The 19486-nt window shown below is 68.1% G+C and carries 17 protein-coding genes; 2 read left to right on the forward strand and 15 right to left on the reverse strand.

All coding sequences use genetic code 11. The annotated features are described in order from the left end of the window. Positions 1-16: 16 nt before the first annotated feature. The 5 genes from mhpT to QZM72_RS05220 form a co-directional block, all read right to left on the reverse strand. Positions 17-1222: a 3-(3-hydroxy-phenyl)propionate transporter MhpT gene (gene mhpT / locus QZM72_RS05200; RefSeq protein ID WP_089470856.1), complete on the reverse strand. Its 1206-nt coding sequence runs from the start codon at positions 1220-1222 to the stop codon at positions 17-19. 216 nt (positions 1223-1438) lie between these two features. Beyond that, entirely contained in the window at positions 1439-3325 is a 1887-nt protein-coding gene (locus QZM72_RS05205) for a feruloyl-CoA synthase (RefSeq protein WP_301737403.1), read from the reverse strand. Positions 3326-3336: 11 nt separating this feature from the next. After that, positions 3337-4785, reverse strand: coding sequence for an aldehyde dehydrogenase (locus QZM72_RS05210; protein ID WP_301737404.1), 1449 nt, complete (start codon positions 4783-4785; stop codon positions 3337-3339). 71 nt (positions 4786-4856) lie between these two features. Further along, positions 4857-5687, reverse strand: coding sequence for a p-hydroxycinnamoyl CoA hydratase/lyase (locus QZM72_RS05215; RefSeq protein ID WP_089470858.1), 831 nt, complete (start codon positions 5685-5687; stop codon positions 4857-4859). Positions 5688-5922: 235 nt separating this feature from the next. Continuing rightward, positions 5923-6459, reverse strand: coding sequence for a MarR family winged helix-turn-helix transcriptional regulator (locus QZM72_RS05220; RefSeq protein WP_089470859.1), 537 nt, complete (start codon positions 6457-6459; stop codon positions 5923-5925). 243 nt (positions 6460-6702) lie between these two features. Between QZM72_RS05220 and QZM72_RS05225 the strand changes: the two genes are divergently transcribed. Beyond that, entirely contained in the window at positions 6703-7143 is a 441-nt protein-coding gene (locus QZM72_RS05225) for a hypothetical protein (RefSeq protein WP_144030173.1), read from the forward strand. Positions 7144-7258: 115 nt separating this feature from the next. Here the strand turns inward: QZM72_RS05225 and QZM72_RS05230 are convergent, their stop codons facing one another. The 8 genes from QZM72_RS05230 to QZM72_RS05265 form a co-directional block, all read right to left on the reverse strand. Further along, entirely contained in the window at positions 7259-8161 is a 903-nt protein-coding gene (locus QZM72_RS05230) for an SMP-30/gluconolactonase/LRE family protein (protein ID WP_089470860.1), read from the reverse strand. A gap of 50 nt (positions 8162-8211) precedes the next feature. Next, on the reverse strand, positions 8212-9231 hold the full coding sequence (gene araH, locus QZM72_RS05235; RefSeq protein WP_089470861.1) for an L-arabinose ABC transporter permease AraH: 1020 nt from the start codon (positions 9229-9231) through the stop codon (positions 8212-8214). Between the two features lie 30 nt (positions 9232-9261). Beyond that, positions 9262-10812, reverse strand: a complete 1551-nt coding sequence (gene araG / locus QZM72_RS05240) for an L-arabinose ABC transporter ATP-binding protein AraG (protein WP_301737405.1) — start codon at positions 10810-10812, stop codon at positions 9262-9264. Positions 10813-10832: 20 nt separating this feature from the next. Further along, positions 10833-11846 carry an arabinose ABC transporter substrate-binding protein gene (locus tag QZM72_RS05245; protein ID WP_301737406.1) on the reverse strand — a complete coding sequence of 338 codons (1014 nt, stop codon included), beginning with the start codon at positions 11844-11846 and terminating at the stop codon, positions 10833-10835. A gap of 90 nt (positions 11847-11936) precedes the next feature. Further along, on the reverse strand, positions 11937-12866 hold the full coding sequence (locus QZM72_RS05250) for a Gfo/Idh/MocA family protein (RefSeq protein WP_089470864.1): 930 nt from the start codon (positions 12864-12866) through the stop codon (positions 11937-11939). Between the two features lie 24 nt (positions 12867-12890). Continuing rightward, positions 12891-13820: a dihydrodipicolinate synthase family protein gene (locus tag QZM72_RS05255; protein WP_089470865.1), complete on the reverse strand. Its 930-nt coding sequence runs from the start codon at positions 13818-13820 to the stop codon at positions 12891-12893. 49 nt (positions 13821-13869) lie between these two features. Then, the gene (locus tag QZM72_RS05260; RefSeq protein WP_089470866.1) at positions 13870-15228 is read right to left on the reverse strand and encodes an MFS transporter; all 1359 of its coding nucleotides are present in this window, start codon (positions 15226-15228) and stop codon (positions 13870-13872) included. 130 nt (positions 15229-15358) lie between these two features. Beyond that, positions 15359-17110, reverse strand: a complete 1752-nt coding sequence (locus QZM72_RS05265; RefSeq protein ID WP_089470867.1) for an IlvD/Edd family dehydratase — start codon at positions 17108-17110, stop codon at positions 15359-15361. A 114-nt stretch (positions 17111-17224) separates the two neighbouring features. Here QZM72_RS05265 and QZM72_RS05270 point away from each other — a divergent pair, with 114 nt between their 5' ends. Next, positions 17225-18175, forward strand: a complete 951-nt coding sequence (locus QZM72_RS05270; RefSeq protein ID WP_089470868.1) for a LysR substrate-binding domain-containing protein — start codon at positions 17225-17227, stop codon at positions 18173-18175. Positions 18176-18262: 87 nt separating this feature from the next. On the opposite strand, the gene QZM72_RS05275 is transcribed toward QZM72_RS05270, so the two are convergent. Then, a complete protein-coding gene (locus tag QZM72_RS05275; RefSeq protein ID WP_089470869.1) occupies positions 18263-18907 on the reverse strand; it encodes a glutathione S-transferase family protein in 645 nt (214 codons plus the stop codon). Between the two features lie 28 nt (positions 18908-18935). Continuing rightward, positions 18936-19412, reverse strand: coding sequence for an OsmC family protein (locus tag QZM72_RS05280; RefSeq protein ID WP_089470870.1), 477 nt, complete (start codon positions 19410-19412; stop codon positions 18936-18938). Positions 19413-19486: the final 74 nt, after the last annotated feature.

The following is a 19486-nucleotide window of genomic DNA, read 5'->3' on the forward strand; positions in this document are numbered from 1 at the left end:
AACCGTCAGCCGCCAGTCAGTCGCCGGCTTGCGGGCGGCGAATCAGCACGAATGCGGCGAAGGCCGCGACGAGCGTGACGGGAATGCTCGCGCCGATCACGACCGGCGCGCTGCGGCCCGCGGCCAGTAGCGTCGCGGCCGCGAGCGGCCCGACGACGGAACCGAGCCGGCCGACCGCCACCGCCGCGCCGACGCCGGTGCCGCGCATCGCCGTCGGGTAGTAGATCGCCGCGAGCGCATACAGCACCGACTGCCCGCCGACGACGAACATCCCCGCCGCGAACGCGGCCGCCGCGAGCGACGCGAAACCGGGCGCGGCCGCGAGCGCGGCGAGCGACAGCACGATCCCGACATACATGCCGCCGACCACGCGCGACGCGCGCATCCGGTCGAGCGCCGCGCCGATACCGAGCGCGCCGAGCCCCGCGCCGACGTTGAACGCGATCTGCACGAGGCCGACGTGTGCGCGATCGAGCCCGCGCGAGGCCATCAGCGACGGCAGCCAGTTCAGCAGGAAGTAGAGGACGATCAGCGTGCAGAAGTAGCTGACCCACAGCGCAACCGTCGACGTCGTGCGGCCGTCGCCGAACAGCGTCTTCCCGACGCTCGTGCGCGCGGCCTGCGTGCCGGCGACGTCGAGATACGCGCGCGATTCCGGCAGGAACCACACGAGCAGCGGCACGAGCAGCAGCGGGCCCACGCCGCCGACGTAGAAGATGTGCCGCCATTCGGTGTCGCCCGCGAGCAGCACGCCGATCACCGACGCGATCACGCCGCCGAACGGGATCCCGCAGTACATCGTCGCGACCGCGCTGCTGCGCGAGCGCGGCTCGACCGCTTCGGACGACAGCGCGATCAGGTTCGGCATCGCGCCGCCGAGGCCGATGCCGGTCAGCACGCGCACGACGACGAGCATCGCGAACGTCGATACCTGCGCGGTCGCGATCGACAGCAGCCCGAACAGCACGACCGATGCGATCAGCACGCGCTTGCGGCCGATCCGGTCGGCGAGCCGCCCGCCGAGCATCGCGCCCGGCAGCAGCCCGAAGGTGCCCGCGCTGAACGCGATGCCCATCTGCGACACGGACAGCCCGAATTCGCGCGCCATGCGCGGCGCGGCGACACCGACCGACTGCAGGTCGAGCCCTTCGAGGAGTGCGATCGCGAAACACAGCGCAAGCGTGGTCGCGACCGTGGATTTTTCGGCAACGTAAGTGTTCATGTCTCCATTCCCATGTCTTTGTCGTCGGTCGGCCCTGCAACGGCCGCCGCGCGCCGCCGCCGGCCAGTGGCGGTTCGGCGCGCGAGGTGTCGTATGAAGGGGCCGACTTTATCAGGCAACCTGATTCATTGGCCGCGAAAGTGCCTGCCGGTGTCGTGGCCGGCCGGTCGTCGTGCCTGCGTGTTGCTTACCGCTGCAACTGCTCGCGCGTGCTGCTTACGCGTAAATCACGTCGGGATCGCGCCGCGCCGGGTCGTACAGCGCGTCGATCGTCGCCGCGCGATGCTTCTGCACGGCCGCCTGGTTCAGCGAACCCTTGTCGGTCACTTCGCCGAGATCGAGCGACGGCGGCGTGTCGATCAGCCGGATCCGCGCGACGAACGTCGAACCGCCGCTCGCGTTGCGGTTCAGCGTGGCGAGCCACGCCGCGAACGCCGCGCGCACGGCCGGCGCGCGCAGCACGTCGGTCACGGACGCATCGGCCGGGAGCCCCGCCACCGCCCGGCATGCGTCGACGCGCGGAAACACCAGCAAGCCGATGTCGTCGCGATTGATGCCGGTCACGACCACGTCCTGCACGTACGGCGCGCCGGTCGACACCGCATTCGCGCGCAACGGCCCGACGCTGACGAACGTGCCGCTGCTCAGCTTGAAGTCCTCGGTCAGCCGCCCGTCGAACAGCAGCCCGAGTTCCGGACGCTCCGGATCGGCGAAGACGCCCGCGTCGCCGCTGCGGTAATAGCCTTCTTCGTCGAACACGTCGCGCGGATCGACGTCCGCATGCCAGTAGCCGCGCATCACGTTCGGCCCCTTGAAGCGCAGTTCGTGCTTGCCGCCGCACGGCACGAGCTTCGCGTCGCAGCCCGGCGCGGGCAGCCCGATATAGCCGGCGCGCATCAGCGGCCCGGTCGTGAACAGGCACGACGGCGACGCCTCCGTCATCCCGAGGCCGGCCATGATCCGGATGCGCTCGCCGCAATGCGCTTCGGTCACGCGGTCGAGCCGGTCCCACGCGGCCTGCGACAGCCCCGCGCCGCCGAAGAAATACAGCTTCACGCGCGAGAAGAACGTGTCGCGCAGTTCAGCATCGCGCTCCAGCGCGGCAGTCAGCTCTTCCCAGCCCTTCGGGACGTTGAAGTAGATCGTCGGCGCGATCTCGCGCAGGTTGCTCACGGTTTCGTCGAAGCGGCCGGGCATCGGGCGGCCGTCGTCGATATACAGCGTGCCGCCGTTGTACAGCGCGATGCCGAGATTGTGACTGCCGCCGAACGTGTGATTCCACGGCAGCCAGTCGACCAATACCGGCGGCTCGCGCGTGAGCTCCGGCATCGTCTGGCGCAGCATCTGCTGGTTGCTGCACAGCATCCGGTGCGTGGTCGGCACGGCCTTCGGCTGCTTCGTCGAACCGGACGTGAACAGGATCTTCGCGAGATGGTCGGGACCGACCGCCGCGTGGATCGCGTCGATCGTGCGCGGAACGGTGGCGAGCAGGCGCGACAGCGGCACCGCGCGACCCTCCGCATCGACATCGGCATCGCGCGCGACGATCAACGTCGCATCGGCCGGCAACGTCGCGTCGAGCGCACGCGCGAACGGCGCGCGCTCCGCGATGAACACCGCGCCCGGCCGCAGCACGCCGAGCGTGTGACGCAGCTTGCCGTAGTCGGTCGACACCAGCGAATACGCGGGCGAGATCGGCGAATACGGCACGCCGGCCAGCATCGCGGCGAACATCATCTGCAGATGCTCGAGATCGTTGCCGGACAGCACCGCGAGCGGACGCTCGGCCGACAGTCCGAGATCGACGAGGCCCTGGCCAAGCGCGCGGGCGCGTTCGAGCATCTGCGCGTAGGTGATCTCGATCCAGCGGCCGTCGGCGCCGCGCCGTGCGGCCAGCACGCGGTCGGGGTGCGCCTGCGCGCCGCGCACGAGGCAGTCGGTCACGCGCGTCGGGTAGTCGCCAAGCGGTTCGCGCGAGCGCAGATACCACGTGCCGTCGGCCGCGCGGCGAATCTCGGCCGCGCCGACCGCGACGTCGGCCGCGCGATAGCGCACGGCGTCGGCGTGTTGCGCGACCTGAAGCGGCGCCTTCTCTGCATTCATCGTCGGCTCGCTCATATGGGATAGTGCCGCGGCGCGGTCTGCACGGTGATCCAGCGCAGCTCCGTGAATTCGGCAATCGACGCGCGGCTGCCGAAGCGGCCGTAGCCGCTCGCCTTCGTGCCGCCGAACGGCATCTGCGCTTCGTCGTGCACGGTCGGCCCGTTGAGGTGGCAGATCCCCGATTCGATCCGGCGCGCGACGGCCATCGCACGTGCGATATCGCGGCTGAACACGCTCGCCGACAGCCCGAACTCGCTGTCGTTCGCGAGCGCGACCGCTTCGTCGTCGCTGTCCGCGCGCAGGATCGCGACGACCGGCGCGAACGATTCCTCGCGGTACAGCCGCATGTCGCGCGTGACGCCGTCGACGATCGCCGGCTGCATCGTCGCGCCTTCCACGCGGCAGCCGAGCGGCAGTTGCGCGCCGAGCGCACGCGCATCCTCGACCAGCGACGCCGCGCGCGCGGCGGCCGACGCATCGACCATCGTGCCGAGCGGATGGCCGGCTAGCGGATCGCCGGCGACCAGCGTGCGCGCCTTCGCCGTCAGCCGCTCGACGAGCGCATCGGCGATCGGCCGCGCGGCGATCACGCGCTCGGTCGACATGCAGATCTGCCCCTGGTTGAAGAATGCGCCGAATGCGATCGCGTCGACGGCCGCATCGAGATCGGCATCGTCGAGCACGAGCACCGGCGCCTTGCCGCCGAGTTCGAGCAGCACGGGTTTCAGGTGCGCGGCCGCGTGGCGCGCGATGATTCGGCCGACGTGCGTCGAGCCGGTGAAGTTGATCCGCTTCACATGCGGATGCGCGATCATCCGCTCGACGAGTTCGGGCGCATCGGCCGCCGCGTGCGTGATCACGTTCACCACGCCCGCGCCGAGCCCCGCTTCGTCCAGCACCGCGCCGATCAGCGCATGCACGCCCGGGCACGCCTCGGACGCCTTCAGCACGACCGTGTTGCCGCACGCGAGCGGCATCGCGAGCGCACGCGTGCCGAGGATCACCGGCGCGTTCCACGGCGCGATGCCGAGCACCACGCCGCACGGCACGCGCATCGCGAGCGCGAGATTGCCCGGGACGTCGGACGGGATCACGTCGCCGGCGATCTGCGTCGTCATCGACGCGGCCTCGCGCAGCATGTTCGCCGCGAGCGTCGCGTTGAAGCCGAGCCAGCCGGGCGTCGCGCCCGTTTCGGCCACGCCGGTCGCGACGATCTCGTCGATGCGCGCGTCCATCAGGTCGGCCGCTTTCAGCAGCCGGCGGCGCCGCTCCGTCGGCGCGAGCGCCGCCCATGCGGGGAATGCGCGATGCGCGGCGTCGATCGCCGCGTCGGCGTCGGCCACGCCGGCGGCCGGCGCGCGTGACGCGAGCGCGCCCGTCGCGGGGTTGAAGCGGTCGAAGGTGCGGCCGTCGCGGGCGTTGCACCGCTCGCCGCCGATCAGCATCCGTCTGTCGGTCATGTCGTCTCCTGCCTTGCCTGTCTCTTGCGATTACGCCGGCGGTGAAGCCGGCGGCTGCGTCCGCGCTTGTATCAGCGCTTGTATGCCTGCAGGCCCGGCTTGATCGTCTTGTCGTCGAGGAACTGCTTCAGACCCTGCTCGCGGCCGCGCTCCGGATCGCGCAGTTGCGCCTGGTCGAGCTTCGCATACAGGTAATCCTCGCACTGCTCCCACGTGAGTTCGCGCGAACGCTTGAAGCCGTGCTTCGCCGCGCGCAGCACGACCGGGTTCTTGTCCATCAGCCGCGCGGCGAGCGCGATCGTCGCGTCGCGCAGTTCGGCGAGCGGCACGCTGCTGTTCACAAGGCCCATCTCGGCCGCTTGCGCGCCGGTGAACGTATCGCCCGTCATGATGTAGTGCAGCGCGCGGCGGTGGCCGACCGTATCGGCCATCGCCTTGCTGACGAGGTTGCCCGGCGGGATGCCCCAGTTGATCTCCGACAGCCCGAACACCGCGTCGTCCGCCGCGATCGCGAGGTCGCACGCGACGAGCGGCGAAAACCCGCCGCCGAAACACCAGCCGTTCACCATCGCGATCGTCGGCTTGTTGTACATCCGCAGACGGCGCCACTGCCATTCCGACGCGTCGCGGCGCACCTTTTCCTGCAGCGCGTCGGAGCCGCCGTCGATCTCGCGGAAATATTCCTTCAGATCCATGCCGGCCGTCCACGCGGCGCCCGCGCCGGTCAGCACTAGCACCTTCGCCTCGTCGTCGAACTCGACCGCGTCGAGGACGTCCAGCATCTCCCGGTTCAGCGTCGGGCTCATTGCGTTGCGCTTCTCGGGGCGGTTCAGCGTGACCCACGCGATGCCGGCCTCCACTTTCACTTCAACGGTCTGCCAGCGGTTGTCGTACTTGCTCATGTCTGTTCCTGTCGTTCGTTTCCAGTGCGATTCGGTGCGCAGCATTCCTGCTGCGGACGGCTTCATTTAATATCAGGCTACCTGATATTGCAAGCGGCACGAGCGCCGGTGTAAACCCGGAGCGGAACGCGGAGAAAGCGGCGGGGAAATCAGGGAGCGGTGGGGCGGCCGTCGATGGCGCGTACGAAGCGCGCGCGGGCCAGGTGGGCCCGCATCGTGAAAACCGGGAAAGCGCTCAGCCGCGCAGGTTGCGGGAGAACAGTTCGAGCGCGCGCTGCACGTGCGCGGCGTCGTCGGCCGGGATGTCGCCGAGCATGCGCGCCTCCAGCGGGCGCAGCACGGCTTCGCATTCGCGCAGCATCGCCGCGCCCGCGTCGGTCAGCGTCAGCAGGATGATGCGGCCGTGCGACGGGTCGGCTTCGCGCGTGACGAAACCGCGGGCGGCCATCACGCTCATCACTTCGTTCGCCGATTGCGGCGTGATCCACGAGCGCTCGGCCAACTGCGCGTTCGACGATGCGCCGCGCGCTTCGAGCACCGACAGCGCCGTGTATTGCGCGAGCGTGATGCCGAGCGGCGCGAGCGCGTCGGTCATGTGGCGGCGCAGCAGCCGGTCGAGGCCGCCGATCACGTAGGTCAGGCGCTGTTGCACGCGCGGCTTCGGTTTGTCGCCCGGGGTGCGGGCGTTCTTCGCGGGGTTCTTCACGGCGCCTGCCGTGGCGCTCGTCGCGGCGTTTTTCGGTTTCGCGGGCTTGGTCGGAGTGGAACTCATGGCGCGGACTGGGAGGAATTGCGGGCCATCTTACCAGCAGGTCGGGGGGCGAACGCATAGTCGCGCCATCACGCTCTGTGTCCCTCCATGTTCTCAGTTGCCTCGTATAAGTACGAAATTATCGGTCGGCACACTAATTAAATTACCAAAAACAATCGATTCTCATCTTGAAAACGGTTCATCATTTCACGATGGGGTAAAAGAACAGCTTCAACCAAATCTTCACCGGGTGGAGTGACTGCGATGCTGGAACCAACAATGGCTAACATAGGACGAAATACGCAGACCGGCCTCCGCCGAATCACTGGGTTAGCCATTCTCGTATTTTTTCTGATTGGCTTTTCCATTCATATGACCAGGCCAAATTATCGTCGGTGTGATTTTTTTGAAAAAGAATTGAATGGAGGGAATAAAGAATTTGGAGGTGTGGAATATTATGCAAAGTTGTGTGGCGCGAATGTTCAGAATGGGCATGAAGTGAGACTTCAGCTTTTTGACGGAACTGGGGAATTGCGCGCTCAACGCTATTTTTCATACTACGTAAATTCGGCAACTGAGCGAGAACTGGCAGATGGTGTCGGCGGAATCGTATATTACGATAGCTCGAGCAGTGATGTGATGCAGTTGCTCGCGATTCCGCCTACCAAATGGGATTGGATTCGCGCCCGACTACCTTTATTTTAATTGTGGTGATCGTGTGCAAAAGAAAAGCCCCCGAACCTTCACAAGCCGGGGGCTTTCGTCATTCTGCGCCACTTCGGGTTGCCAGCCGATAGAACCTGTCGTCCATACCCACCATTCATCCAGTACGTGCCCCTGCAAACCGCGCCGTCGGCAACCCCGCGTAGCGCGTTTGCGCGACGAACACACCACCCGCGTGCGCATCGCCGGCCAGCGCGTCATCGCTCAGCCCGACACGCGCACTCGTCACATACAGCCGGCCGTCACCGTCAATTGCAACGCAACTCGGCTGCGCGGTCGGCACCTCAACGCGATCCGTCTCGACCCCGTCCGGCCCATAACGCACCACCCTTCGCCCGCCCCACTGCGCATTCCACAGCCCGCCGTCACGATCGACGATCGAGCCGTCCGGATCGCCGTCCGCATCGGTCAGCCGCGCGAACTGCCGCACGTTGGCCACATCGCCGCCCGCACGGTAATCGCACACGAAAATCTCGCGCACCAGCGAATCGCAGAAATACATCTTCGACCCATCCGGCGAGAACCCGATGCTGTTCGCGATCGCGGCCGGCGGCAGCGCGAGCCGTTCGAGCGTGAGGTCCGGATTGAGCCGATAGAACCCGCCGACCGCGCGCGGCGGCTCGGCGCCTTCGTCCTTCATCCCGAACACGAATGCGCCGGCACCATCACAGCGCCCGTCGTTCAGCCGCGTCGGCAGATCGGGCTCGACGTCGACGATCCTTGTGAATGCGCCGGTGCGCAAGTCAAAGAACGCGAGATGCGTCGCGAGCCCGACGAGCAGCACGTCCGGATCGTCGGTCAGCGCGAAGCACGCGAGCCGTTCGGGCATCGCCCACTGCGCGAGATCCGAACCGTCCGCGCGGCAGCGCCACAGCCGCGCGCCTTCGATGTCGACCCAGTACAGCGCGTGGGTCCTGTCGCACCACGTCGCGCCTTCGCCGAGCGTGTTGCGGCTGTCGGCCAGCAGCGTCGCCGACGCGGCCGGATGAGTCTGTTGCATGCCGTCTCCCGATATTCGTCGTCTATGCAGGCGGCCGCGCGGGATCGAAGTCAGATCTTCATCGCGCGCCGCTGGTTGCGACGATACTGGTCGAACAGCACCGCGAGCAACAGAATTCCGCCGCGTATCAGATATTGGTAAAAGGTCGGCACGTTCAGCAGGCTCATCGCGTCCTGCACGGAGCCCATGATCAGCACACCGACCAGCACGCCGGAAATCGTCGCGACGCCGCCGGTCAGCGACACGCCGCCGAGCACGCACGCGGAAATCACGCCGAGTTCGAGGCCGACCGACGTCTTCGGGTCGCCGAGGCTCATCCGCGACGCGAGCATCACGCCGGCGAAGCCGGTCACGAGCCCCTGCAGCACGAACACCGTGATCTTGATGCGCATCACCGGCAGCCCCGCGAGCAGCGCGGCCTCGCCGTTGCCGCCGACGGCCAGCACGTTCTTGCCGAACACCGTCTTGCGCAGCAGGAAACCGAACACGACGAAGCCGACGATGTTGCTCCAGATCGGATACGAGATACCGAGGAACGACCCGCCGCCGAGATCGAAGAAGCGCTCTTCCGAGATCATCACCGCGTCGCCGTTCGACGTGATGAACGCGAGCCCGCGCACGACTTCCATCATCGCGAGCGTGACGATCAGCGAGTTGATCCGCCAGCGCGCGATCAGCACGCCGTTCACGAGCCCGACCGCGCCGCCCGCCAGCACGCCGCCCGCGATACCGAGCACGACGCTGTGCGTCGCGGTGATCAGCGTCGAGGCGACCACACCCGAAAAAGCGACGATCGATGCAACCGACAGATCGACCTCGCCGAGCGCGAGCACGAACATCATCGTCACCGCGATCGAGCCGATCAGCGTGACCGACAGCAGCAGGCCCTGGATGTTGCGGGACGTGAGGAAGTCCGGCACGGTCAGCGACAGCGCCGCGAACAGCACCACAAACACCATCACGATGCCGGAGCGGTTGATCACCTGCCATAGGCCGCCACGCGGGCGAGCGGGCACGGCGGGCGTATCCGGGGAGGGGGAAGTACGTTGGGGTTGCATTGCCTGGCTCATAACGTTTGCTTTCCGGTTGACTGCGGGCCGCTAGCGCGGCAGCGCGAGCTTGATCAGCGCGTCGGGCGTCGCGTGCGCCTTCTCGACCTCGCCCGCGATCCGTCCTTCCTTCATCACGATGACCCGGTCCGACACGCCGATCACCTCGGCCAGATCGCTCGACACGAGGATCACCGTGCGGCCCGCTTCCGCGAGTTCGTAGAACAGGTTGTAGATTTCCGCGCGCGCGCCGACGTCGATGCCGCGCGTCGGCTCGTCCATCAGGAACACGTCGATGCGCTCGGCCAGCCAGCGCGCGAGCACGACCTTCTGCTGGTTGCCGCCCGACAGCGCGCCGATCGGCGTTTCGCCGTCGCGGGTCTTGATCGCGAGGCGCTCGATGTATTTCTGCGCGAGCTCGCGTTCGCGTCGCCCGTCGAGCAGCATGCGCGCCGGGCTGAAATGACGGCGCGCGCTGATGTTCAGGTTGTCGGCCACCGACGCGATCGCGACGATGCCTTCGTGCTTGCGGTCTTCCGGGCACAGCGCGATGCCGGCGCGCACCGCGTCGCGCGGGCTGCCGAACGCCACGCGCTTGCCGTTCAGCTCGACGTGCCCGGCGCTCGGCCGCACCGCGCCGTACAGCAGCTTCATCAGCTCCGAGCGGCCCGCGCCGACGAGCCCGAAGAAGCCGACGATCTCGCCGCGCCGCGCGGTGAAGGACACGGGCTCGGCCAGCCCCGGCCCGGTCAGCCCCTTCGCTTCGATCAGCACATCGCCGGCCGGGCGCGGCCGGTAGCCGTACACGTCCTCGATCGAACGGCCGACCATGCAGCCGATCAGCCGGTCGCGGTCGAGATCGGCGACGGAATCGAACGTGTCGATGCGGCGGCCGTCGCGAAACACCGTCACGCGGTCGCACAGTTCGTACACTTCCTCCATCCGGTGCGTGACGTAGATGATCGCGCGGCCTTCCGCGCGCAGCGCGCGGATGATCCGGAACAGTTGCGTGGTTTCGCGCGCGGACAGCGAGCTCGTCGGCTCGTCGAACGCGATCACGCGCGCGTCGCGCATCAGCGCCTTGCCGATCTCGATCATCTGGCGCTGGCCGATCGACAGATATTTGACCGGGATGCCCGGATCGATGTGCTCGCCGAGCCGCTCCAGCGCATCGAGCGCGCGCGCGGCGAGCGTGCGCTCGTCGACCACGCCGAGCCGGCTCGGCAACTGCCCGAGCATCAGGTTTTCCGCGACCGTCAGCTCGGGCACCAGATGCAGCTCCTGGTAGATGATCGCGATGCCGGCCTCGAGCGCCGCGCGCGTCGACGCGAAGCGCTGCTCGGCTCCGTTCAGCGTCAGCGTGCCGGCCTGCGGCTGGTTCACGCCGGACAGCACCTTCAGCAGCGTCGATTTCCCCGCGCCGTTCTCGCCCATCAGCCCGTGCACTTCGCCCGCGCGCACCGACAGCGACACCGCGTCGAGCGCACGCACGCCCGGAAACGTCACGGTGATGCCGTCGAGCGCAAGCAGCGGGCCGTCCGGCGGCGACATGCCCGCTTCGGCGTCGTGGCCGGGCACGGCCGTCATCGTCTGCATCGTCATCGCGTTCTCGCCTCGCCCGCTCAGATACCGAGTTCGGCGCGCACGGCCTGCCAGTTCGCGCGCGTCATCAGCTTGCCGCTCGTCTGCGTGTCGGCCGGCGGCATCTTGCCGTTGCGGATCCAGTCGACGAGGTTCTGCGTGCTTTCCTTGCCGTGGTTCGTCGAGCTGACCGCGATCGTCCCGTAGAAGCCGGTCGGCTCCTTCTTCTGGAATTCGGCGAACGCCTCGCCCGCGCCGTTGATGCCGACGCCGATCACGTCGGCCGCCGGGATGTGCAGCTGTTCCGTCGCGCGCACCGCGCCGAGCACGGTTTCCTCGTTCAGCGCGTAGATCACCCATTTCTTCACGTTCGGATGGCGAGCGAGCACCGGTGCGGCCGCGCTGAAGCCGCCTTCGTCGTCGGTCGTCTTCTGCGGCGCGTCGAAGATGTTCTCCTTGCGGAAGCCGTTCGCGAGCAGCGCCTGCGTCGCGCCGTCGGTGCGCAGCTTCGCGGTCGGCAGCTCGTAGTTCGTGATGCGCAGCGCGCCGACTTCCTCCGGCTTCCAGCCGCGCCGCTTCATCTCGTCGGAGATCGCCTGGCCGACCTGGTTGCCGATCTTGGTCGCCGACATCCCGAGGTGCGGCACGTTCGGCAGCGGCTTGCCGCTCGAATCGACGAGCTGGTCGTCGACGGTCACGAACTTCATGTTGTAGCGCTTCGCGCGCGACGCGATCGCCGGCCCCAGGCGCACGTCCGGCGCGCAGATCACGAAGCCCTGCGCGCCTTGCGAGCCGAGGTTGTCGATCGCGGCCAGCACCTTCTCGCCGTCCGGCGTGCCGATCTTCACGACCGAGAAGTTCTCCTTCTGGCCGAGCGCGGACGCCGCGTTCTGCTCGTTGATGAACCACGCCTGCTCGGGCATCTTGACGAGGAAGCCGATCTTCAGCGGCGCGTCGGCATGCGCGGCGGCCGTCATCCCGAGCGGCGCGATGCAAAGCGCGGCCAGCAGCGCGCGCAGGGTGTGTCGACGGATCGTGTGAGTCGTGCGGTTCATGGGTGTCTCCTTGGTATCGGCTGATGCCGTGATGCGTGTCGAAATATCAATCACTCGTCGCGTGCGCTTCATGCCGAAGCGCACGCAGGTTCAGCGGCCGAACGCGTCGGTCTGCACGCGCCGGCCGAACAGGAAGGCGTCGGCGACGAGCCGCAGCGGCCGCACGTCGACGTCGCTTTCGCCACGCGCGATCAACGCGTGGAAGTGCGCATACAGCGCCGGGTACTCGCGCTCCGGCCCGATCTCGACCGGCTCGCCCGCGATCGACAATTGCGCGCCGCCGCGGCTGATCGCGAGCACGCCGTCGGCCGTGTCGACCGCGATCTCCCATTGTTCGACCGGGCCGTGCCGCCAGTCGAATTCCGCGCGCACCGGCACGCCGTCGGTATCCGCGCAATCGAGTTCGGCCGCGATCGGCATCTGCGCGTCGCTCGGTACGATCAGCGTCGCCTCGCGCAGCACGAGCTCGCGCGGCAGGATGCGCGTGACGATCGACAGCGCGTTGATGCCCGGATCGAACACGCCGAGACCGCCCGGCTCCCAGATCCACTGCTGCCCCGGATGCCAGCGCCGCACGTCTTCCTTCCAGCGCACCTGCACCGCTCGGATCGTGCGCGTGGCGAGCCATGCACGCGCCGGCTCGACCGCGCTCGCGCAGCGCGAATGCCAGGTCGCGAACAGCGTGAGGCCGCGCTCGCGCGCGAGCGCGTCCAGCGCGGCCACTTCGCCGAGCGTGGCGCCCGGCGGCTTCTCGAGCATCACGTGCTTGCCGGCTTCGAGCGCCGCGCGCGCCTGCGCGTAGCGCACCTGCGGCGGCGCGCACAGCGATACCGCGTCGAGCTCGGGCTCGGCCGCCAGCAGCGCGTTCAGATCCGGATAATTGCGCACGCCGTTGACTTCCGCGTGACGGCTCGCGCAGGCAGTCAGCGCGAAGCCCGGTTCGGCGGCGATCGCCGGCAAATGCTGGTCGCGCGCGATCTTGCCGATCCCGATCACGCCCAGCGAAATCACCTTGCTCATTTGCGTTTCTCCTTCGACATTCGCTCAGCGCGCCCAGCGCAGCACGAGCGGATCGAGCCGGCGCGCGATCGCGAGCAATTCCGCGCGCGTGTCCGGGTGCAGTTCCGGCATCGGATGCCGCGGCCGCTCGCACGCGATCACGCCACCTTCGCGCATCAGCGCCTTCGCGGTGAGGATCCCGGACTGGCGGTTCTCGTGATTGATCAGCGGCAGCCACGCCTGGTAATGCGCGAATGCATCGTCGTGGCGGCCGTCGCGCCATGCTTCGAGGATCGGCCGGATGCCGTCCGGAAAGCCGCCGCCCGTCATCGCGCCGGTCGCGCCCGCATGGAGATCGGCGAACAGCGTGATCGCCTCCTCGCCGTCCCACGGCCCCTCGATCGCGTCGCCGCCGAGCCGGATCAGCTCGCGCAGCTTGTTCGCGGCGCCCGGCGTCTCGATCTTGAAGTACGCGACCTGCTCGATCTCGCAGGCCATTCGCGCGAGGAACGGCGCAGACAGCGGCGTGCCGCTCGCCGGCGCGTCCTGGATCATGATCGGGATGTCGATCGCATCGGACACGCGCGCGAAGAAATCGAAGATCTGCGCTTCGGGCACGCGGAACGTCGCGCCGTGATACGGCGGCATCGCCATCACCATCGCCGCGCCGAGCTGCTGCGCGCGCAGGCTGCGCGCCGCGCAGATCCGCGTGCTGTAGTGCGAGGTCGTGACGATCACCGGCACGCGGCCGGCGACGTGTTCGAGGATCGTGCGGGTGAGCACGTCGCGTTCGTCGTCGGTGATCGCGAACTGCTCGGAGAAGTTCGCGAGGATGCACAGCCCGTCCGAGCCGGCGTCGATCATGAAATCGACCGCGCGCTTCTGGCTCGCGAGGTCGAGCTCGCCGGTGTCGGAAAACGTCGTCGGAACGACGGGGAAGATGCCGCGATAGCGCGGTGTGCTGCTCGATGTCATGGTGGGTCCTGCGTCAGTCGAATCGGCGTTCAGCCGGAAAACAAGGCGTTCAGGATTCGCGGGCGAACGCGCCCGCGGCCGGCTCGGGCGCGCGCAGCGCGGCCCGGACCACGAACGTCATCAGCACCGCGAACAGCAGCGTCGCCGCGAGAAAGTACAGGCCGGCCGCGAGGCTGCCGGTCGATGCCTTGATCAGCCCGATCCCGTACGGCCCGACGTAGCCGCCGAGATTCGCGAGCGAGTTGATCGCGGCGATGCCGACCGCGGCGCTCGTGCCGGCCAGGAATTCGCCGGGCAGCGCCCACACGACGGCCTGGATCGAATAGAGCGAGAACGCGGTCAGGCAGATGAACAGGAACTGCAGCGCCGGCTGCCGCACCCACGCGCTCGCGGCCATCGTCGCGGCGGCGGCCGCCGACACGACGACGATGTGCCAGTAGCGCTCGCGCTTGCGGTCCGAATGGCGCGGCACGACGAGCAGGCCGACCACCGCGAACAGGTAGGGCACGGCGGACAGCAGGCCGGTCGTCGCATCGCCGGCGCCGAACGCGTGGATGATCGTCGGCAGCCACAGCGACAGCCCGTAGATGCACAGCGGGAACGGCAGGAACAGCGCGGCGAGCAGCAGCACGCGGCGGTCGCGCAACGCGGCGAGCGGATGGCGGTGCGAATCGGGGCGATAGGCGTCGCGGTCGGCGGCGAGCTGCCGCGCGATCCAGCGGCGTTCGTCGTCGTTCAGCCAGCGCGCATGCGCGGGCGATTCGGGCAACAGCCGCAGCGTCGGCCACGCGAGCAGCACGGCCGGCAAGCCGCTGACGACGAACAGCGTCTGCCAGTCCGACAGGCCGAACCACCCGTGCGTCGACAGCAGCCATCCGGCGAGCGGGCCGGTCACGATACCGGCGAGCGGTTGCGCGAGCACGAGCAGGCCGATCACGCGGGCGCGATCGCGCATCGGGAACCATTGCGTGAGGAAGTAGAGGATGCCGGGATAGAGGCCGGCTTCGGCCGCGCCGAGCAGGAAGCGCAGCACGTAGAAGCTGGTCGGCCCCTGCACGAGCGCCATCGCCATCGTGATCGCACCCCACGTCGCGAGGATGCGCGCGAACCACACGCGTGCGCCGAAGCGGCCGAGCGCGAGGTTGCTCGGCACTTCGCACAGGAAGTAGCCGATGAAGAACAGTCCGGCGCCGAGCCCGTACGCGGCGTCGCCAAGGCCGATCGCCGCGTTCATGTGAAGCTTCGCGAAGCCGACGACGGTACGGTCGACGTACGCGACCACGTAGATCAGCGCGAGGAACGGCACCAGCTTGCGCGTGAGCAGGCGGGTCAGTTGCCGTTCGTCGACGGCTGCCGGCGAATCGGACTGTTCCGCCGCGGCCTGCGCGGGCGTGTACTGCGTCGTCATCTTGTCTCCTGTCGGTGTGCGTCAGCGCTTTAGCGTTACGCACACCCCATGCTTCGCGGTCGGTCGCCGTCAGCGCTTCAACGCCGACGCGGGCCGTATCTCTGCACAACCGGCGATGACCGCCTGCCTATCAATGCGAATGGCTCGGCACGTCCGCGCCGCGCATGCCGACCAGGAAGTCGAGGTCGCACCCCTCGTCGGCCTGCAGCACGTGATCGATATACAGCCGCGCATAGCCGCCCTTGCCGAGTTGGCCGGCCACGCCGGGCGCGGCGGTCGGATCGACGTCGGACAGCCGGCGCTGCAGTTCTTCATCCGTAATGTCGAGATGCAGCGTGCCGGCCTCGCAGTCGAGCTCGATCCAGTCGCCGTTGCGCACGGCCGCGAGCGGGCCGCCGGCCGCGGCTTCCGGCGCGACGTGCAGCACGACCGTGCCGTACGCGGTGCCGCTCATCCGCGCATCGGAAATCCGCACCATGTCCTTCACGCCCTGGCGCAGCAGCTTCGGCGGCAGCCCCATGTTGCCGACCTCGGCCATGCCCGGATAACCGCGCGGCCCGCAGTTCTTCAGCACCATCACCGAGCTCGCGTCGATGTCGAGCGCTTCGTCGTTGATCGTCGCCTTGTAGTGGTCGAGGTTCTCGAACACCACCGCGCGGCCGCGATGCTTGAGCAGTTCGGGGCTCGCCGCCGACGGCTTCAGCACCGCGCCGCGCGGCGCGAGATTGCCGCGCAGGATGCAGATGCCGCCGTCCGCGATCAGCGGCCGGTCGAGCGGGCGGATCACTTCGTCGTCGTAGTTCGGCGCTTCGCGCACGTTGTCCCACAGCGACTTGCCGTTCACCGTCAGCGCGTCCGGGTGCGGCAGCAGCCCGCCTTCGCCGAGCCGGCGCAGCACGGCCGGCAGCCCGCCCGCGTAATAGAACTCCTCCATCAGGAAGCGCCCCGACGGCATCAGGTCGACGATCGTCGGCGTGTCGCGGCCGATGCGCATCCAGTCTTCCAGTTCGAGCGGCACGCCGATGCGGCCGGCGATCGCCTTCAGGTGAATCACCGCATTGGTCGAGCCGCCGATCGCCGCGTTCGTGCGGATCGCGTTCTCGAACGCCGCGCGCGTCAGGATCTTCGACAGCACGAGCCCTTCGAGCGCCATCTCGACGATGCGGATGCCCGACATGTGCGCGAGCACGTAGCGGCGCGAATCGACGGCCGGAATCGCCGCGTTGTGCGGCAGCGCGACGCCGAGCGCCTCGGCCATGCACGCCATCGTCGACGCGGTGCCCATCGTGTTGCAGGTGCCGGCCGAGCGCGACATGCCGGCTTCGGCCGACAGGAAATGATGCACGTCGATCTCGCCGGCCTTCAGCGCTTCGTGCAACTGCCACACGGCCGTGCCCGAACCGATGTTCTTGCCCTCGAGCTTGCCGTTCAGCATCGGGCCGCCCGACACGACGATCGCCGGCACGTCGCAGCTCGCCGCACCCATCAGCAGCGCGGGCGTCGTCTTGTCGCAGCCGGCGAGCAGCACCACCGCGTCGATCGGGTTGCCGCGAATCGCTTCCTCGACGTCCATCGACGCAAGATTGCGCGTGAGCATCGCGGACGGCCGGAGGTTCGATTCACCGTTCGAGAACACCGGGAACTCGACCGGGAAGCCGCCCGCCTCCGAGATCCCGCGCTTCACGTGCTCGGCGAGCTTGCGGAAGTGCGCGTTGCACGGCGTCAGTTCGGACCACGTGTTGCAGATGCCGATGATCGGCCGGCCGTCGAATTCGTGATCGGGAATGCCCTGGTTCTTCATCCAGCTCCGGTACATGAAGCCGTTCTTGTCGTTCGTGCCGAACCATTGAGCGGAACGCAGCCTGGGTTTTGTTGCCGACATCGTCAGTCCTGTGGTGACGGGATACCGGCGCAGTCTAGGCAGAATTTTGATAACTGGCTAATGACGATTTAGGCGATTACGATATCGATTCAGATATCGATATAAACCCGTACGATGACCGAAGCCAGCCCGTGGGGAAACCGCGCCCGCCTGAAGACGCGCCAGTTGCTGCTGCTCGTCGCGCTCGCCGACGAAGGCAGCATTCACCGCGCGGCGGCCGCGCTGAACATGACGCAGCCGGCCGCGTCGAAACTGCTGCGCGAACTCGAGGAATCGATCGGCGCGGTGCTGTTCGAGCGGCTGCCGCGCGGGATGCGGCCGACGCTGTACGGCGACGCGCTGATCCGCCACGCGCGCGCGGCGCTCGGCAGCCTCGACCAGGCGCGCGAGGAGCTGGCCGCGCTGAAGGCCGGCCATCTCGGCCACGTGGCCGTGGGGGCGATCACGTCGCCGGGCTTGCGGCTCGTGCCGCCGGCCGTCGCCGCGGTGAAGGGCACGCACGCGGGCCTGCACGTGTCGGTCGAGATCGACACCAGCAACGTGCTGCTCGAACATCTCGCGCAGGAAAAGATCGACATCGTGCTCGGCCGGCTGTCCGCCGAACACGACAAGCTGCGCCTGCGCTACGAGCCGCTGACCGGCGAATCGGTGGCTACGGTCGTGCGGCCCGGCCACCCGCTGCTCGCCCAGGCGCCGCTGTCGCTCGCGGACGTGCAGCGCGCCGCGTGGGTCGTGCCGCCGGCCGGCAGCGTGCTGCGCCACCGCTTCGAGCTCGTGTTCCAGCGCGCGAGCCTCGCGCCGCCGGCGAACGTCGTCGAGACGGCCGCGCTGCTGTTCATCACGCAACTGATCGAGCAGAGCGACATGATCGCGGTGCTCGCCGAGGACGTCGCGCACTACTACGCGCGGCACGGCATCGTCACCGTGCTGCCGCTGGAGATGGATTGCCGGATGGACGATTTCGGGCTCATCACGCGCACCGACCGGCTGCATTCGCCGGCCGTCGCGGTGATGGTCGATGCGATTCGGGCCGCGGCGCGGGAGGTGTACGGCGTCGCGCCGTGACGACACGGCGGCAATCGGCTTGCCGGATTGCCCTATCACCCGAAATGCATGCGCGCCGCCGCGGCGCGCATGCTGCCGCACTCGCGGTTACACCCACGGCGCCGCGAGCCCTTCCGTCTTCAACGCCCGCTGGATCGCCGGGCGCGCGAGCACCTGCTGCAGATAACCGCCGAGTACCGGCCGCTGGCGGGCCGGCGCCGCAAAACCGCGCGTCCAGCGGCACAGCATCAGCGCGTAAGAATCGAGCACCGTGTAGTGCGCACCGAGCAGCCACGGGCCGCCGCTCGTTTGCAGTTGCTGCTCGAGCTGATTCAGCAGCGTCGCGATCTTCGCTTCCGCATGCGCCTTGACTTGCGCGGCACCCGACGCATTGCCCGCATCGACCCAGCGCTCCGGATAGAAATACGCGATCAGCGTCGCCTGCAGCGTGTTGGTGAGCCACATGAGCCACTTGTAGAACTGCGCACGTTCCGGTGTGCCGAGTTCAGGCGCAAGCCGCTGCTCGGGATGCGTATCGGCAAGATGCAGGCAGATCGCGGCGGTTTCGTACAGCACGAGATCGCCGTCGACCAGTACCGGGATGAGCCCGTTCGGATTCAGCGCGAGATAGTCGGGCGACTTGTGCTGGTCGTGCGTGCGGTCGACGTACGCGAGCTCGAACGGCTGGCCGATTTCTTCAAGCACGAAGTGCGGCGCCATGCTGGCATTGCCGGGGTAGTAGAACAGTTTCATCGTCGATTTCGTTTGGCGGGTGTCGGCGTCAGGCGGCGGCCCACTCGATCACCGGTTCGCAGCGAATCGGGAAGTTGACCGAATTCGCGATGTAGCACTGCGCATGCGCATCATGATGCAGATGCGCCGCCCGTTCGCGATCGTCGCCGGCCCGGATCGTCACCCGCGGCCGCAGCACGATTTCGGTGAAGCGCCCCGCTCCCGCGCCGTCGAGCATCGTGCCTTCCGCGTGGTCGACGTAGGCCAGCACGCGGATGCCGGCCTCGGAACACAGGTGCAGATACCAGAGCTTGTGACATGCCGACGCCGACGCGAGCAGCAAATCTTCGGGGTTCCAGCGCGCCGCGTCGCCGCGGAACGCCGGGTCCGACGAACCGGGGATATCCGGCTTGGAACCGGCGCGGATCACGTGATCGCGGCCGTACTCGCGATACCCCGACGTGCCGGTGCCGCGATTGCCCGTCCACTCCACTGCGACGCGATAGTGATGTTCGCTCGATGCCATCTCGCTCTCCATTGATGTCGGTTGCCTTGACCGGGCCGAGCGGGCCGGACGCCATTGCGTGAGACCCGCCGGTG

It is taken from the genome of Burkholderia sp. AU45388, from assembly GCF_030481585.1.
In the GTDB taxonomy this organism is placed as follows: Bacteria; Pseudomonadota; Gammaproteobacteria; order Burkholderiales; family Burkholderiaceae; genus Burkholderia; species Burkholderia sola.

Coding starts and splice junctions, on each gene's coding strand:
- QZM72_RS05215 (WP_089470858.1), bottom strand. CDS start 5,687: ATGAGCAAGTACGACAACCGCTGGCAGACCGTTGAAGTGAAAGTGGAG.
- araG (WP_301737405.1), bottom strand. CDS start 10,812: ATGACGATGCAGACGATGACGGCCGTGCCCGGCCACGACGCCGAAGCG.
- QZM72_RS05225 (WP_144030173.1), top strand. CDS start 6,703: ATGCTGGAACCAACAATGGCTAACATAGGACGAAATACGCAGACCGGC.
- QZM72_RS05205 (WP_301737403.1), bottom strand. CDS start 3,325: ATGAATGCAGAGAAGGCGCCGCTTCAGGTCGCGCAACACGCCGACGCC.
- QZM72_RS05220 (WP_089470859.1), bottom strand. CDS start 6,459: ATGAGTTCCACTCCGACCAAGCCCGCGAAACCGAAAAACGCCGCGACG.
- QZM72_RS05265 (WP_089470867.1), bottom strand. CDS start 17,110: ATGTCGGCAACAAAACCCAGGCTGCGTTCCGCTCAATGGTTCGGCACG.
- QZM72_RS05255 (WP_089470865.1), bottom strand. CDS start 13,820: ATGACATCGAGCAGCACACCGCGCTATCGCGGCATCTTCCCCGTCGTT.
- QZM72_RS05270 (WP_089470868.1), top strand. CDS start 17,225: ATGACCGAAGCCAGCCCGTGGGGAAACCGCGCCCGCCTGAAGACGCGC.
- araH (WP_089470861.1), bottom strand. CDS start 9,231: ATGAGCCAGGCAATGCAACCCCAACGTACTTCCCCCTCCCCGGATACG.
- QZM72_RS05260 (WP_089470866.1), bottom strand. CDS start 15,228: ATGACGACGCAGTACACGCCCGCGCAGGCCGCGGCGGAACAGTCCGAT.
- QZM72_RS05210 (WP_301737404.1), bottom strand. CDS start 4,785: ATGACCGACAGACGGATGCTGATCGGCGGCGAGCGGTGCAACGCCCGC.
- mhpT (WP_089470856.1), bottom strand. CDS start 1,222: ATGAACACTTACGTTGCCGAAAAATCCACGGTCGCGACCACGCTTGCG.
- QZM72_RS05250 (WP_089470864.1), bottom strand. CDS start 12,866: ATGAGCAAGGTGATTTCGCTGGGCGTGATCGGGATCGGCAAGATCGCG.
- QZM72_RS05280 (WP_089470870.1), bottom strand. CDS start 19,412: ATGGCATCGAGCGAACATCACTATCGCGTCGCAGTGGAGTGGACGGGC.
- QZM72_RS05245 (WP_301737406.1), bottom strand. CDS start 11,846: ATGAACCGCACGACTCACACGATCCGTCGACACACCCTGCGCGCGCTG.
- QZM72_RS05275 (WP_089470869.1), bottom strand. CDS start 18,907: ATGAAACTGTTCTACTACCCCGGCAATGCCAGCATGGCGCCGCACTTC.
- QZM72_RS05230 (WP_089470860.1), bottom strand. CDS start 8,161: ATGCAACAGACTCATCCGGCCGCGTCGGCGACGCTGCTGGCCGACAGC.